Origin of the sequence: Polymorphum gilvum SL003B-26A1 (assembly GCF_000192745.1) — a bacterium.
Taxonomy (GTDB): Bacteria; Pseudomonadota; Alphaproteobacteria; order Rhizobiales; family Stappiaceae; genus Polymorphum; species Polymorphum gilvum.
The window spans coordinates 2,284,816-2,297,149 of the sequence record NC_015259.1; the positions used below are offsets into that span (position 1 = coordinate 2,284,816).

Here is a 12,334-nt window from a genome sequence, read left to right on the forward strand (position 1 = left end):
CAGGGGGCCTGGGCCGGGCGCCCCGAAGGGCATGCCGCGAAGACATCGCGCTGGCCCAAGCGGCGTTCCGCAAACGAGATTGGCGCTCTCGCAAAGGCCATGCCGATTGCTCCGCAGCTCTACCTGCCTTTATTCAATATATGAATTTGCCGGTCAAGTTTTGGCCGGCAGAGCATCGATTGTTGGGCCAAGGCGGCGCGGTTGCGCGCGGCCGATAGGGAATGGGGAAACGGATGTCTCGTGGGTATCGCCGTCTGGTGCGGCTGTTGGGATCGGCCAGCGTCCTGACTCTTGGTGCGGGCGCGTCGATGGCGCAGACGCTTGAAACGCTCGAACCCGTCGTCGTCGTCGACGAGGCCGCCAAGACGAGCGACAGCCTGGACAAGGACGTGATCATCGACCGGGAGGACATCGCCCGCACGCAGCCGACGGACCTGAAGCAGCTGTTCAGCGCGATGCCTTCCGTCACGGTTGCCGGCGGCAGCACGGCCTCGCAGAAGTTCTACGTCCACGGCATCGACGAATCCAAGCTCAATGTCACGATCGACGGCGCGCGGCAGAAGAACAACGTCTGGCACCACAACGGCAACACCGGGATCGACCCGATCTTCCTGAAATCGATCGCCATCAACGAGGGCGTTGCCCCCGCCGACTACGGCCCCGGCGCCCTCGGCGGTGCGGTGCTGTTCGAGACCGTGAGCGCCCGCGACATGCTGGACGACGGCCAGACCTTCGGGGCCTATGTCAGCGTCGGCTACGACACGAATTCCGAAACCATCAAGCTGACCAACGCCGCCTACGGCATGGCGCACGGCTTCGAGATGCTCGCCGCGCTGACCCGTTCTGAAGGACAGGACTACTCGGACGGCGACGGGCGGCAGGAACCGGGTACCGCCGCGGATCTGTGGAACGGTCTCGGCAAGGTCGCCTATCAGAGCGGCGAGGGCCACCGGTTCGAGGTTTCGGGCGAATATTACCGGGACGACGGCTACCGGCGCCTGCGCACGAACATGGGGTTCGTCAACGCGGCGATGAACGACAACCTTTATGAACGTCTGACGGCGGTATTCACCTACACCAACGAAAACGCCGACGGCCTGTTCGATCCGAAGGTCCGGATCTACTACAACAAGAACGCGCTGGAACGGCCGAACAAGGCGGGCTACGCGCGCGCCTCCGGCGACTTCAATTCGGAGGTGCGGTCGGTCGGCGGCCTGGCCCAGAACACGTTCCATTTCGGCTTCGGCGACATCACCGCCGGCTTCGATTTCTATAAGGACGAAATCGACGTCGAGCGGTTCCACTTCGCGAACGACGTCTCCGAAAGCATCAGCAACGTCGGCGCCTATGTCCAGGCACGGCTCACGCCCTTCGAGCGGTTCGACGTCTCGACGGGTCTGCGCGCCGATTTCCAGAGCTACGACGCCGTGGACGGTCAGACCTTCGACAATTTCGGTCTGTCGCCGAACATTGACCTCGGTTACGAGGTCGTCGAGGGCCTCACGCTGAGGGGCGGCTATGCCTATGTCTTTGGTGGCATCGAACAGTCCGAGGCGGCGCTGTTCCACGCGGCGAACTATGTCTATGCCAGCAACCTGAAGCCGACCTGGGCGCATAACGCCAAGCTCGGTCTCGAATACGAGCTGGGCGGGCTGACCCTCGGCGCCAAGCTGTTTTACATCAAGATGCTGAATCCGGTCGGCTACAACTTCACCTCGACGCCGCGCCAGCGCATCAACGGCGACGACCTGGTGTCGCAGGGCTTCGACCTGTCGGCCCGCTATGATTGGACCAACGCCTACGTGTCGGCCGCCTTCACCCATGCCGACGTCAAGTATGGCAACCGCATCGCGCTGGCCGGCGACTACAACAACGGTGTTCCGGTCGGCGACATGCTGAACCTGGGTGCCGGCTATACCTTCACCGACTACAACGTGACCATCGGCGCCAATGCGGAAATCGCCTTCGAATATTCCAACGCGGACCTGGCGCGGAACGGATACGTCAATCCCATTCCGGGTTATGGAGTCGTCGACATCTTCGGCGAGTGGAAAAAGAAGGTCGACAAGACCGAATTTACGCTGCGCGCGGAAGTAAACAATCTCTTCGACGAGACCTATTACAGCCGCGGTACCTACAACCAGACCGCAACGGTGACGCCGGTCAACTCGCCGGGCCGAACCTTCTACCTGTCGGCGTCGGCAAAGTTCTGAAGCCGGATTGCCCATCGACGGTCGAGCCGGCGAAACCGGCTCGTTTCATTGTCAGAACCAGCGGATAGCCAAGGCCATGTATCTCCTCTCGACAAGCGCAGAGACAGCCTCAGCCTCGAAATACCTCCAGCAGCTGTGCAAGCATTTTGCGCACAAGGTTCCAGCAAACTGGACGCCGGAAACCGGCACGGTCGATTTCCCGTTCGGCTCTTGCCGGATGGAAGCGCGTGACGGGATGCTGACCATTCTGTGCGAGACGCCGTCGCGCGAGAACCTGCCGCGACTGAAAGGCGTCATCGACGATCACCTGGAACGCTTCGCCTGGCGCGAGCAACTCAAGCTGACCTGGCAGGAGAGCCTGCAGCCGCAGGCAAGCGCGCCGGTCCGGCAACGGATACCCAGATCATGATCAGACTGCTCGTTGTCGCCCTAGGGCTCGTCTTCGCCTCGCGTGTTGTCGCGCTGGAAGTGACCGATGTCGCCGGTCGGACCGTCACCCTTGACGGGCCGTCCGAAACCATTGTCCTCGGCGACGGCCGGGTCCTGACCGCCCTTGCGTTGCTCGACCGCGACAATCCGGTGGCGCGCGTGAAATACATCCTGTCCGACCTCGGTCGCACGGATCCGGACATGCTCTCCCACCTGAAGGCCAGGTTCCCGGAGACGGCGGACATCCCGATGGTGGTCGGCACAGAGACGGGCGCTTCCGCCGAAGCCATCATCGCGCTCGGTCCGGATGTGGCGATCCTGTCGATGAGCGGGCACGGACCCAGCGTCGAGGACAAGGAGTTCGTCTCTCAGCTTGAGGCGGCCGGCATTCCCGTCGTGTTCATCGATTTCCGCATGGATCCGCTCAACAATACGACGGCGTCGATCCGCCTCATGGGCGAGGTGTTGGGACGCAGCGCGGAAGCGGACGAGTACATCCGCTTCTACGACGCGCGCAAGGCGCTTATCGAGGAGCGCGTCGCCGGCATGGACGCCAGGCGGCCGACGGTGTTCCTGCAGGCGCATGTCGGGCGCATGCCCTGCTGCGTCGGCATGGCGAGCGGCATGCTCGGACCCTTCGTCGGCGTGGCGGGCGGCGAGAACATATCCGCGCGCGTCGCGCCCGGGCCGGTTGGCCGGCATACGCTGGAGTTCCTGCTGACGGAAAATCCCGACGTCTGGATCGGCACGGCATCAGGCTCGGTCGCCGAACTGGACGGCGGGATGCCGGTCATGGTGCTGGGTCTGGGCGTCGACGAGGCGCTGGCGCGCAAGGCGGCGAGGGCGGCCGTTCCCGCCGCGGGCATCGAGTCCCTCTCGGCGGTCACGACCGGCCGTGCCCATGCGATCTGGCACGGCTTCTACAATTCCCCGTTCAACATCTATGCGCTCGAAAGCTTCGCCAAGTGGATCCATCCGGACCTGTTCGCCGATCTTGACCCCGAGGCGACGATGCAGGAGATCCACAGGCGGTTCTTTCCGCTGGAGTCGCCCGGCCTCTATGCCGTGAGTGTCGACGAATGATGGTTTCCGCGCCAGCCGACGGATTGTTTGCCGCCTATCGGAGTATCGCCCTGCGGCGGACAGCGATCCTGGTCGGACTGGGGATGCTGACGGTTGCCGCCTTTCTGGCTGACCTTTCGGCGGGTCCGGCCGATCTCGGCCTGGGCGACATCCTGCTCAGCCTGATCCGGCCCGACAGCCTCGAACCGCGCATGCAGATCGTGATCTGGCAGGTCCGCATGCCGGATGCGCTCATCGCGCTGGCCGTGGGTGCCGCTCTGGGGCTCGCCGGAGTTGAGACCCAGACGACGCTCAACAATCCCCTCGCCAGCCCCTTCACCCTCGGCATATCCTCGGCGGCGACACTCGGGGCGTCGTTCTTCATCGTGCTGCAGCCCAATCCCGGTTTCATCGGATCTGCGTTCCTGCTGCCCGGCTTCGCCTTTTTCTTCGCGCTTGCGGCGGCCCTGACGATCCTGAGCCTTGCGAGCCTGCAGGGCGGATCAACGGGAACGGTCGTTCTCTACGGCATCGCGCTGGTGTTTCTCTGCGAAGCGCTGACGGCAGGCCTTCAATATGTGGCAAGCGACGATGCCATCCAGCAGATCGTGTTCTGGAGCATCGGCAACCTAACCCGGGCGGGCTGGCTTGAGGTCGCTGTCGTCTCGGCGGTGTTTCTCCTGATCCTGCCGATCAGCCTGCGTGATGTCTGGGTGCTGACGGTCCTGCGCGGCGGCGAGGACCAGGCGCGCAGTGCCGGCTTCGCGATCCGCACCATCCGCCTTCTGGTCATGCTGCGCGTTTCCGTGCTGGCCGCGGTGGCTGTATGTTTCGTCGGCACGATCGGATTCGTGGGGCTGGTCGGTCCGCATATCGCCCGCATGCTGCTGGGCGAGGATCATCGCTTTCTGGTGCCAGGTGCGTGCCTGACTGGCGCGGCCGTGCTGTCGCTCGCCTCTTGCCTGTCGAAGTCGGTGATTCCCGGCGCGATCGTACCGGTCGGCATCATCACGGCCATCGTCGGCGTGCCGGTGTTCCTCGCGCTGATCGCCATCAGGCGCGGAGACGCGGGATGGCGGTGATTTCGCTCACGGACGTTTCGGTGCGGATCGGCAGCCGCCAGATCCTTCACGGCGTGACGGTCCCTGATCTCGTGCCTGGACAGGTCGTCGGCCTGATCGGTCCGAACGCGTCCGGCAAGTCGACCCTCTTGCGCACGATCGCCATCGGCAGCGACTTCGGCGGTACGATCACCTGCGACGGCAGGGATGTCCGGGCCATGAAGGCGAGGGACCGCAGCGGGGTGATCGCGCTGATGCCGCAGTCGCCGCCGCAGGGCTCGGCCTTGTCGCCGTTCGAACTCATGCGCAGCTATGCGAGGGCCATGGACCTGCCCCTGTCGGATGTCGAGCTCGACCGGCGCATGGCCGACCTGCTGCGCGATCTCGGGCTGCTGGCGGAGGCGCATCGCCCGCTGCAGGAACTGTCCGGCGGCAAGCGCCAGCTTGTCGGCTTGTGCCTGGCACTGATGCGCGAACCGCAGCTGCTGTTGCTGGACGAGCCGACCAGCGCACTGGACCTGCGTTGGCAGCTGGCGGCGGTACGGCTGAGCCGCTCCTATGTCGAGGCCGCGCAGGCGATCGCGATCATCGCCGTCCACGACATTAACCTGGCGCTGCGCTTCTGCGACCTTCTGATCGTGCTGCGCGACGGCCGCGTGGCGGCCTGCGGCACGCCGGCCGAGGTCGTGACACCGGATCTGATCGCATACGTGTACGGCGTGTCGGCACGCATGGAACGCTGCAGCGCCGGCTATCCGATCCTGATTTCCGACGAGCCGATCCCGGCCTGAAGGCCAACAAAGGAGCTTCCGCATGATCCGTTCGCTTCGAATCCTGGCCGTTGCGGTCCTGCTGTGCGCGCCGGCCTTCGCGACCGCGGCGGGGCAGGAGGGCGGAGGGCTGGTCCTGGAACTGAACAAGGCCGAGACCGTCGGCGGCGCGTGCCGGGTCACGCTGCTGGTGCGCAACGACATGAGCGAGCCGCTCACGGCCCTTGCCGTCGATCTCGTCGTGTTCGACAAGGACGAGGGCGTGTCCGGCTATGCCGGGGTCGACCTCGGCGCGCTGCCCGCCGGAAAGACCCGCGTCCAGCAGTACGATGTCGCGAAATCGCCGTGCGAAGAGGTATCCCGGCTTCTGGTCAACGACGTGCGCACCTGCGACGGTGTCGCCGTCGCGCCCGGCTCCTGCCTCGGCAGGCTGCGGCTAAAATCCCGACTGCCCATCGACCTGATCCTGTAGCCAATCAAGAGAGTTTTCCATGCTGTCCGATCTAGGCGCGCATGTGCCGTCCTTCGCCCGCCCCCTGGCCGATCTGGTCGAGTCCGGCGGGCCGGTGGTGCTCATCCTGCTGGTGATGTCGGTTGTGGCCGTCGGTCTCGTCATCGCGAAGCTGCTGCAGTTCTCCCTTGCTGGTGTCGGCCGGTACGCGGACGCGCGCAAGGCGCTCGGCCTGGTCCTCGACGGACGCGAGCAGGAGGCGGTCAAGTTGGTGCGGGCGGGCCGGTCGGTCCAGAACGGGATCCTGCTCAAGCTCATCCACGGCCGCGCCCAGCAGGGCACCAGGAGCGAGCTGCTGCGCGAGGACATCGAGCGCGTCTGTCTCGGCCAACTGGCGGCCCTGCGCGCCTATCTGCGGCCGCTGGACATGATTTCCCAGACCGCGCCGCTGATCGGCCTGCTCGGAACGGTGCTCGGCATGATCGAGGCGTTCAGGGCCATGCAGGGCGCCGGCGCCGCAGTGGACCCCTCGGTGCTGGCCGGCGGCATCTGGGTCGCGCTGCTGACCACCGCCGTCGGACTGTCGATCGCCATCCCGGTGTCCGCCGTGGTCGGCTGGTTCGACGGCATCATCGAACGCGAGCAGAACGAAATGGAGGCGCTAGTGACGGCGTTCTTCACCGGGGCGGCGGCCGAACGGCCGGCCGGCAAGGTCGTCGCCATGGAGCCGCAGGCCCTGGGACCCCGCCATGCGCTCTAGGCTAAGGGCGCGGCGCAAGGCCGTCGGCCTGACGTCGCTGATCGACGTGATCTTCCTGCTGCTGCTGTTCTTCATGCTGGCCTCGTCCTTCACGAAATACCAGCTGGTGCCGGTTGCCGGCGGCGCCTCGGGGGGCGGCGCCAAGATCCGCCCGGCGCTGCTGCGGATCCATGCCGCCGACAGCATGGATCTGAACGGCTTGCCGCTGGCGAAGGACGAGATGGCGGAACGCCTGCGCAGTCTCGGAGAGGACGAGGCGAGGACCGTGGCGGTCTGGTCGGGGCCCGCGGCAAGCGTGCAGGACGTCATCGACGTCATCGTCGAGGCGCGGGCCGTGGGCCTTGATACGGTCCTGCTCACCGACAGGAACTGAACGCGGACGGAAGAAGCGACATGCGACTGAAGGTTCCCAGCCGCCGGGCGGTGCCGGACAACACGATCCCGCTGATCAACATCGTGTTCCTGATGCTGATCTTCTTCCTGTTTGCCGGCTCCGTCGCGCGCGACGACGCCCGCAGGATCGAGCCACCGGCCAACATCAGCGAGGACGAGAACGTCCGCTCGACCGGCGCCCTCGTGATCGACAGCGAGGGACGCCTGTTTCTCGGCGACGCGGAGGTCACCCTTGAAGACTATCTTGCGACGCAGGCGGCTGCCGAGACCGGCGCAGGGAGCCTGCGCATCGCCGCGGACGGTGGCCTGCCGGCAGACCGGCTGGAAGAGGTGTTGGCACAGCTTGCCGGGAGCGGAGCGAAAGAGGTGGTCCTGATCACGAGAAAGGTCCAGAAGTGAACCTGTCGCGCCTCCTCGCGTTCGGTCTGGTGCTGTCGGCCGGCCTGCATGCCGCCGGGTCGGCCGTGATGAATGCGCGCGACGACGGCGCGCAGGTCGAAGCCTCGCTCGGCGGCGCGGTCTCCGTCGTCGGCTCGCTGCACGATCTGGTCGTCGGCACGGATGCCGAGGCCGTCGAACCCGACGCCGAACCGCTCCAGCCGGTGAACGAGGCGGTCGTCGCACCGCTGCGGCCGGTGGAAACGGTCAGGCCGATGCAAGGGGCGGCGGCCGTCACACCGGTTCAGGTGACGCCAGTGCAGGCGGGGGTGACGGATACGGTCACGGTGGAGACGGCGGTCGAGCCGACGCAGGCGACGCCCCTCGAGGCGTCTCTGGAGCCGCCCGCAACCGCGACGGTGGTGGACCAGGTCCCCATGCAGGCCATGGAACCGGTCCGGCCACCGGAAGCGCAGGCGGTGCCGCCGGCTCCAACGCAGAAGCCCGTCGTCGCGAAGACGCCGCCGGCGCGGGAAAAGCCCAGGACGGCGCCGAAACCGCGCGGCGCGGAAACGGCCGCGCGCCGGGGTGGCGAACGCGTGACCTCGGCGGACGGGGGCTCGAACGCGATCGGGCGTGCGGACGCCTCGGTCGGCGATCAGGGACTGGCGGCGACGTCGAACTACAAGGGCAAGGTCCTGTCCAGGCTGCGACGGGCAAAGCAGTATCCGCGCGAAGCCAGCCGCGCCGGCATCTCCGGCGTCGTTGTCCTGCGCTTCACCGTGGCGCGGGACGGCAGCGTCAGCGGCGTCGCGATCGCGAAGTCCTCTGGCCATCCGGTTTTCGACCAGGCGACGCTCGAGCTCATGCGCCGGGCGTCCCCCATGCCGGCGTTTCCGCCGGAGATCCGTTCCGCGACGCTCAGCTTCAGCGTGCCGGTGCAATATTCCAGCCGCTGAGGCCGGAAGGGTCGGCCACGGGTCGTCCGCGAGACGGCATGCGGCGACCGAATCGACTAGGCTGTGGCGGCACCCCTTCGGAGCGGCGGGAGCCCTCCCGCCTGCACGCTTGCGGTCCGGTTCCCGGGAGCGGGACTGAGCGGCGCGGAAACGGTTCAGGACATGACCCTCAAGCTCGACAAGGCGACCGGCATCTTCATGGCTCTCGCGGCAGGGTCGGGTCTTGCCTGCTACGCTCTGGAGGGTGGCGACGCCGCCTGGCAGGCGACGATCGAAGCCGCGAGCCTGCTGGTCATGGTCCTGCCGCAGATCGCTGCCGGCCTGCTGATCGGCGGGTTTGCACAGGCCTTGATCAGCAAGGATACGGCCGCGGAGTATCTGGGAGCGGAGTCGGGCCTGCGCGGTCTCCTCGTCGCCACCGTCGCCGGCATCGTCACGCCCGGGGGACCGTTCACCTCGTTTCCGCTCGTCTATGCGCTGTGGACCTCCGGCGCCGACGTCGGCGCGCTGGTCGCCTATCTGGTGTCCTGGGCCCTGATCGGCCTGCACCGCATCGTCGTCTGGGAACTGCCGTTCATGGGGCCAGAATTCGCACTGTTGCGGTTCGTGGTCTGCCTGCCGCTGCCGCTTCTGGCCGGCATTTTCGCCCGTCTTATCGTCGAGCATACGAGTCTGAAACTCAAGGGCGGGAGCTCCGAATGACCGTCGCCATCGTCGCCCTGCTGTGGGGCATCGTCGTCGTCCTGGGCGGCGCCGCCGTACGCAAAGGCGGTGTGCCGGCCCTGCGAGGGGCAGGCGACTTCGCCCTCAAGACCGGCCTGTCGATCGTGCCGCGGCTGGTCTTCGCGCTGCTGGCGGCGTCGTTCCTATCGAAGCTCATCCCGGCCGAGTGGATCGTCTCGGCGATTGGTCGCGACAGCGGCACGACCGGCATCCTGATTGCCTCGGTTGCCGGCGGCCTGTTGCCCGGCGGGCCGATGTCGTCCTTCCCGATCGCCGTGTTCCTGTGGCAGTTCGGCGCCGGCGTGCCGCAGATGGTCGCGCTCCTGGTCGGCTGGTCGGTGTTCGCCTTCCATCGCGTGATCGCCTACGAACTGCCGCTGCTCGGCTGGCGTTTCGCGGCGATCCGCCTGCTGTCGACGTTCATGATGCCGCCGCTGGCCGGACTGATCGCCGCCGGCCTGCTCGCCTGGCTCGGAGAGGGTGCCGCGCCGCTTCCCCCGGCGCAGTGAATGCGGATCAGGCCGCTTCCGTCCGTACGAAATGGCCCGGGACGATTTCTTGGAGCGGCAGTTCGGGAACCGTTTCGCCGCGAGGGCGGACGATCACCGGCGCGGACAGGGCGACAGGCGAGCGGTCCTGCCGCCTGCGTTCGGGATCGGGCGTCGGAACGGCGGCCAGAAGCCGCTTGGTGTAGCTGTGGCGCGGATTGGCGAGGATTTCGGCGCTCGGTCCCATTTCCACGATCCGGCCGCCGTACATCACTGCGATCCTGTGGCTGAGGCGCTCGACCACAGCCATGTCATGTGAAATGAAAAGAAAGGCCAGTCCTTCCTGCTCCTGCAGGTCGAGCATCAGGTCGGTGACCTGCCGGGCGATCGAGACGTCGAGAGCCGAGACCGCCTCGTCCGCGACGATGAGTTTCGGCTTCACCGAGAGTGCGCGGGCTATGCACAGGCGCTGACGCTGGCCGCCGGAGAACTGGTGCGGATAGCGGTGGATGGCATCCGCCTCAAGGCCAACCTTTTCGATCAGCGAGACCGCGAGGTCGCGTTGATCGCGGGCCGTCACCAGGCCATGGATGCGCGCCGGTTCGGTAACCAGCTCGTGGACCGGCAGGCGCGGGTTGAGGCTGGCGAAGGGATCCTGGAAGATCATCTGGGCATGGCGGCGGGCAGGGCGCAGCCGGTCCGCGGACAGGCCGGTCAGCGTCTGTCCGGCGAGTCGCACCGTGCCTGCGGCCGGTTCGATCAGGCGCAGGACGGAGCGGGCGAGGGTCGACTTGCCGCAGCCGGATTCTCCGACCAGGCCGAGGGTTTCGCCCTCGGCAAGCGAAAAGGAGACGTTGCTGACCGCGTGGATCTCCGCCTGCACTCTCTTCAGCAGTCCGGAGCGGAGCGGGAACCGCGTCGACAGGTCCTTCACCTCGAGCACGCATCCGGATCCGGCCGGCTTGGCGCAGGTTCCCGAGCCGAGCTTCGGCGTCGCCGCCATCAGCTGCCTTGAATATGCGGCCTTCGGGGCGGCGAAGAGGGCGTGCACGGGCGCTTCCTCGACCTTGACGCCGTTGCGCAGCACAGCCACGCGATCGGCGATTTCGGCGACGACGCCCATATCATGTGTAATGAAAAGGATAGCCATGCCGATCTCCTCCTGCAGGCTGCGGATGAGATCGAGGATTTCGGCCTGCGTCGTGACGTCGAGCGCGGTCGACGGCTCGTCCGCGATCAGGAGACGCGGACGGCAGGCTAGCGCCATCGCGATCATGACGCGCTGGCGCAGTCCGCCCGACAACTCGTGCGGATACTGGGCGAGCCGGCGCGCAGGCTCCGGGATGCGGACCTGGTCGAGGGCGTCGCGGGCGGCGGCGAGCGCCTGACGCGCGCCCATGCCCCGATGGCGGATGAACACCTCGCCGACCTGGTCGCCGATGGTCAGCACCGGATTGAGCGATGTCATGGGTTCCTGGAACACCATGGAGATGTGGTTGCCGCGCACCGTGGTCAGATCCGCGTCAGACAGGGCGGTCAGGTCGATCTCGGCGTCGCCGTCGCGCAGCAGGATGCGGCCGGACGCGATCCGGCCGCCTTCGCGTTCGATCAGGCGCAGGATCGACAGTGCGGTGGCGGATTTGCCCGACCCCGACTCGCCGACCAGCGCCAGGGTCTCGCGCGGCGCGATGGCGAAGGACAGGCCCTTCACCGCGTCATGGCTGCCGAAGCGGACACACAGGTCCTCGACGCTGATCACCGGATGCGTCATTTGAGCAATCCCTTGCGGCGCGCGGAGAATTCGGGATGGGCGGCGAAATCGGGCAGGGGCGGGGTCCAGCGCTCCGCGGTGGGCCTGAAGCTGAAGCGGAACGGATCGCGCCCGTGCACCTGCCAGTGGATGGTGTCGTCGAGTTCCAGCATGCCGAAGGCGCCGGCCGGTTCGCCGCGGGTCGTGAAGCTTTCCGTCAGGGACTGCTGGGTCAGGTGCGTGATGCCGTCGACCGTCGTCACCGTGTTCCAGTGGACGTGCCCGGCGATGCAGGCGACTGGCACCCTGGCCTGGGCCAGCGCGGCGCGGGCGCGCTCGGCCATCGGATAGGTCGAGGCGGAGGGGTTCCTTTCGAAATAGTAGTTGCCGGTCTGAGCGTGTCCGGACACCGGCACGTGGCTGACGACCAGCAGCGGCCGGTTCGCCGTCTGGGCGAGGCGCGACAGCCAGAGCAGGTCGGCCTCTCGCAGCACGAAGCCCGAATGGTCGGCCGTGCGCAGGATTTTCGCATCGGCGCGCCACAGCGCGATGCGCCAGTCGCCGGCATCGATCACGGTATTGCCCATCGGCTGGCCGAGGATCTCCTCGTTGTCCTCGACCTCGAGATAATCCCGGTCGTGGTTGCCATTGAGATGATGGATCGGGGCGTCGACCGCCTTGAAGGCTTCGGCGACCTCGCGTTGAAGCGCGAGGTCCGCGTCGCGGTCGACGTCGGAAATCCGGTCACCGAGATCAAGGACGAAGTCGGGGCGGGCGTCGTTGGCGAAGCGGGCGAATTCCCCCATCAGGTCGAGGGCGGTGTCGCCGCGCTTGGTGGCGGACGGCGCGCCGTGATGGATGTCGGTGACGATGCAGATGCGGACGGACACGGGCAGA

General features: G+C 66.8%; 14 protein-coding genes. 12 read left to right on the top strand and 2 right to left on the bottom strand.

Features of this window, described 5'->3' with window-relative positions; translation table 11 throughout:
- The first annotated feature begins 233 nt into the window (after positions 1-233).
- The 12 genes from SL003B_RS10945 (at position 234) to SL003B_RS11000 (ending at position 9,708) form a co-directional block, all read left to right on the top strand.
- Positions 234-2,213 carry a TonB-dependent receptor plug domain-containing protein gene (locus SL003B_RS10945; protein ID WP_013652905.1) on the top strand — a complete coding sequence of 660 codons (1,980 nt, stop codon included), beginning with the start codon at positions 234-236 and terminating at the stop codon, positions 2,211-2,213.
- Positions 2,214-2,220: 7 nt separating this feature from the next.
- Positions 2,221-2,622 carry a DUF2218 domain-containing protein gene (locus tag SL003B_RS10950; protein ID WP_242390368.1) on the top strand — a complete coding sequence of 134 codons (402 nt, stop codon included), beginning with the start codon at positions 2,221-2,223 and terminating at the stop codon, positions 2,620-2,622.
- Positions 2,619-3,725, top strand: coding sequence for an ABC transporter substrate-binding protein (locus SL003B_RS10955; RefSeq protein ID WP_013652907.1), 1,107 nt, complete (start codon positions 2,619-2,621; stop codon positions 3,723-3,725). The genes SL003B_RS10950 and SL003B_RS10955 overlap by 4 nt, the downstream gene beginning before the upstream one ends.
- Complete coding sequence (locus tag SL003B_RS10960; protein WP_013652908.1) at positions 3,722-4,786, top strand: FecCD family ABC transporter permease; 1,065 nt, start codon at positions 3,722-3,724, stop codon at positions 4,784-4,786. The genes SL003B_RS10955 and SL003B_RS10960 overlap by 4 nt, the downstream gene beginning before the upstream one ends.
- Complete coding sequence (locus SL003B_RS10965) at positions 4,777-5,556, top strand: ABC transporter ATP-binding protein (protein ID WP_013652909.1); 780 nt, start codon at positions 4,777-4,779, stop codon at positions 5,554-5,556. The genes SL003B_RS10960 and SL003B_RS10965 overlap by 10 nt, the downstream gene beginning before the upstream one ends.
- A 22-nt stretch (positions 5,557-5,578) precedes the next feature.
- Positions 5,579-6,007 carry a hypothetical protein gene (locus SL003B_RS10970; protein ID WP_013652910.1) on the top strand — a complete coding sequence of 143 codons (429 nt, stop codon included), beginning with the start codon at positions 5,579-5,581 and terminating at the stop codon, positions 6,005-6,007.
- 19 nt (positions 6,008-6,026) lie between these two features.
- The gene (locus SL003B_RS10975; protein ID WP_013652911.1) at positions 6,027-6,746 is read left to right on the top strand and encodes a MotA/TolQ/ExbB proton channel family protein; all 720 of its coding nucleotides are present in this window, start codon (positions 6,027-6,029) and stop codon (positions 6,744-6,746) included.
- Positions 6,736-7,119 (top strand): ExbD/TolR family protein, encoded by a 384-nt coding sequence (locus tag SL003B_RS10980; protein WP_013652912.1) that lies wholly within the window; start codon positions 6,736-6,738, stop codon positions 7,117-7,119. Before SL003B_RS10975 ends, SL003B_RS10980 begins: the two co-directional genes overlap by 11 nt.
- A gap of 20 nt (positions 7,120-7,139) precedes the next feature.
- Positions 7,140-7,538: an ExbD/TolR family protein gene (locus SL003B_RS10985; RefSeq protein ID WP_013652913.1), complete on the top strand. Its 399-nt coding sequence runs from the start codon at positions 7,140-7,142 to the stop codon at positions 7,536-7,538.
- Positions 7,535-8,476, top strand: a complete 942-nt coding sequence (locus SL003B_RS22310) for an energy transducer TonB (RefSeq protein ID WP_013652914.1) — start codon at positions 7,535-7,537, stop codon at positions 8,474-8,476. Before SL003B_RS10985 ends, SL003B_RS22310 begins: the two co-directional genes overlap by 4 nt.
- Before the next feature lie 162 nt (positions 8,477-8,638).
- A complete protein-coding gene (locus tag SL003B_RS10995) occupies positions 8,639-9,178 on the top strand; it encodes a permease (RefSeq protein WP_013652915.1) in 540 nt (179 codons plus the stop codon).
- The gene (locus SL003B_RS11000; RefSeq protein WP_013652916.1) at positions 9,175-9,708 is read left to right on the top strand and encodes a permease; all 534 of its coding nucleotides are present in this window, start codon (positions 9,175-9,177) and stop codon (positions 9,706-9,708) included. The genes SL003B_RS10995 and SL003B_RS11000 overlap by 4 nt, the downstream gene beginning before the upstream one ends.
- Before the next feature lie 7 nt (positions 9,709-9,715).
- On the opposite strand, the gene SL003B_RS11005 is transcribed toward SL003B_RS11000, so the two are convergent.
- Positions 9,716-11,458, bottom strand: coding sequence for an ABC transporter ATP-binding protein (locus SL003B_RS11005; RefSeq protein WP_013652917.1), 1,743 nt, complete (start codon positions 11,456-11,458; stop codon positions 9,716-9,718).
- On the bottom strand, positions 11,455-12,327 hold the full coding sequence (locus SL003B_RS11010; protein WP_013652918.1) for a metallophosphoesterase family protein: 873 nt from the start codon (positions 12,325-12,327) through the stop codon (positions 11,455-11,457). Before SL003B_RS11010 ends, SL003B_RS11005 begins: the two co-directional genes overlap by 4 nt.
- Between the last annotated feature and the right edge of the window lie 7 nt (positions 12,328-12,334).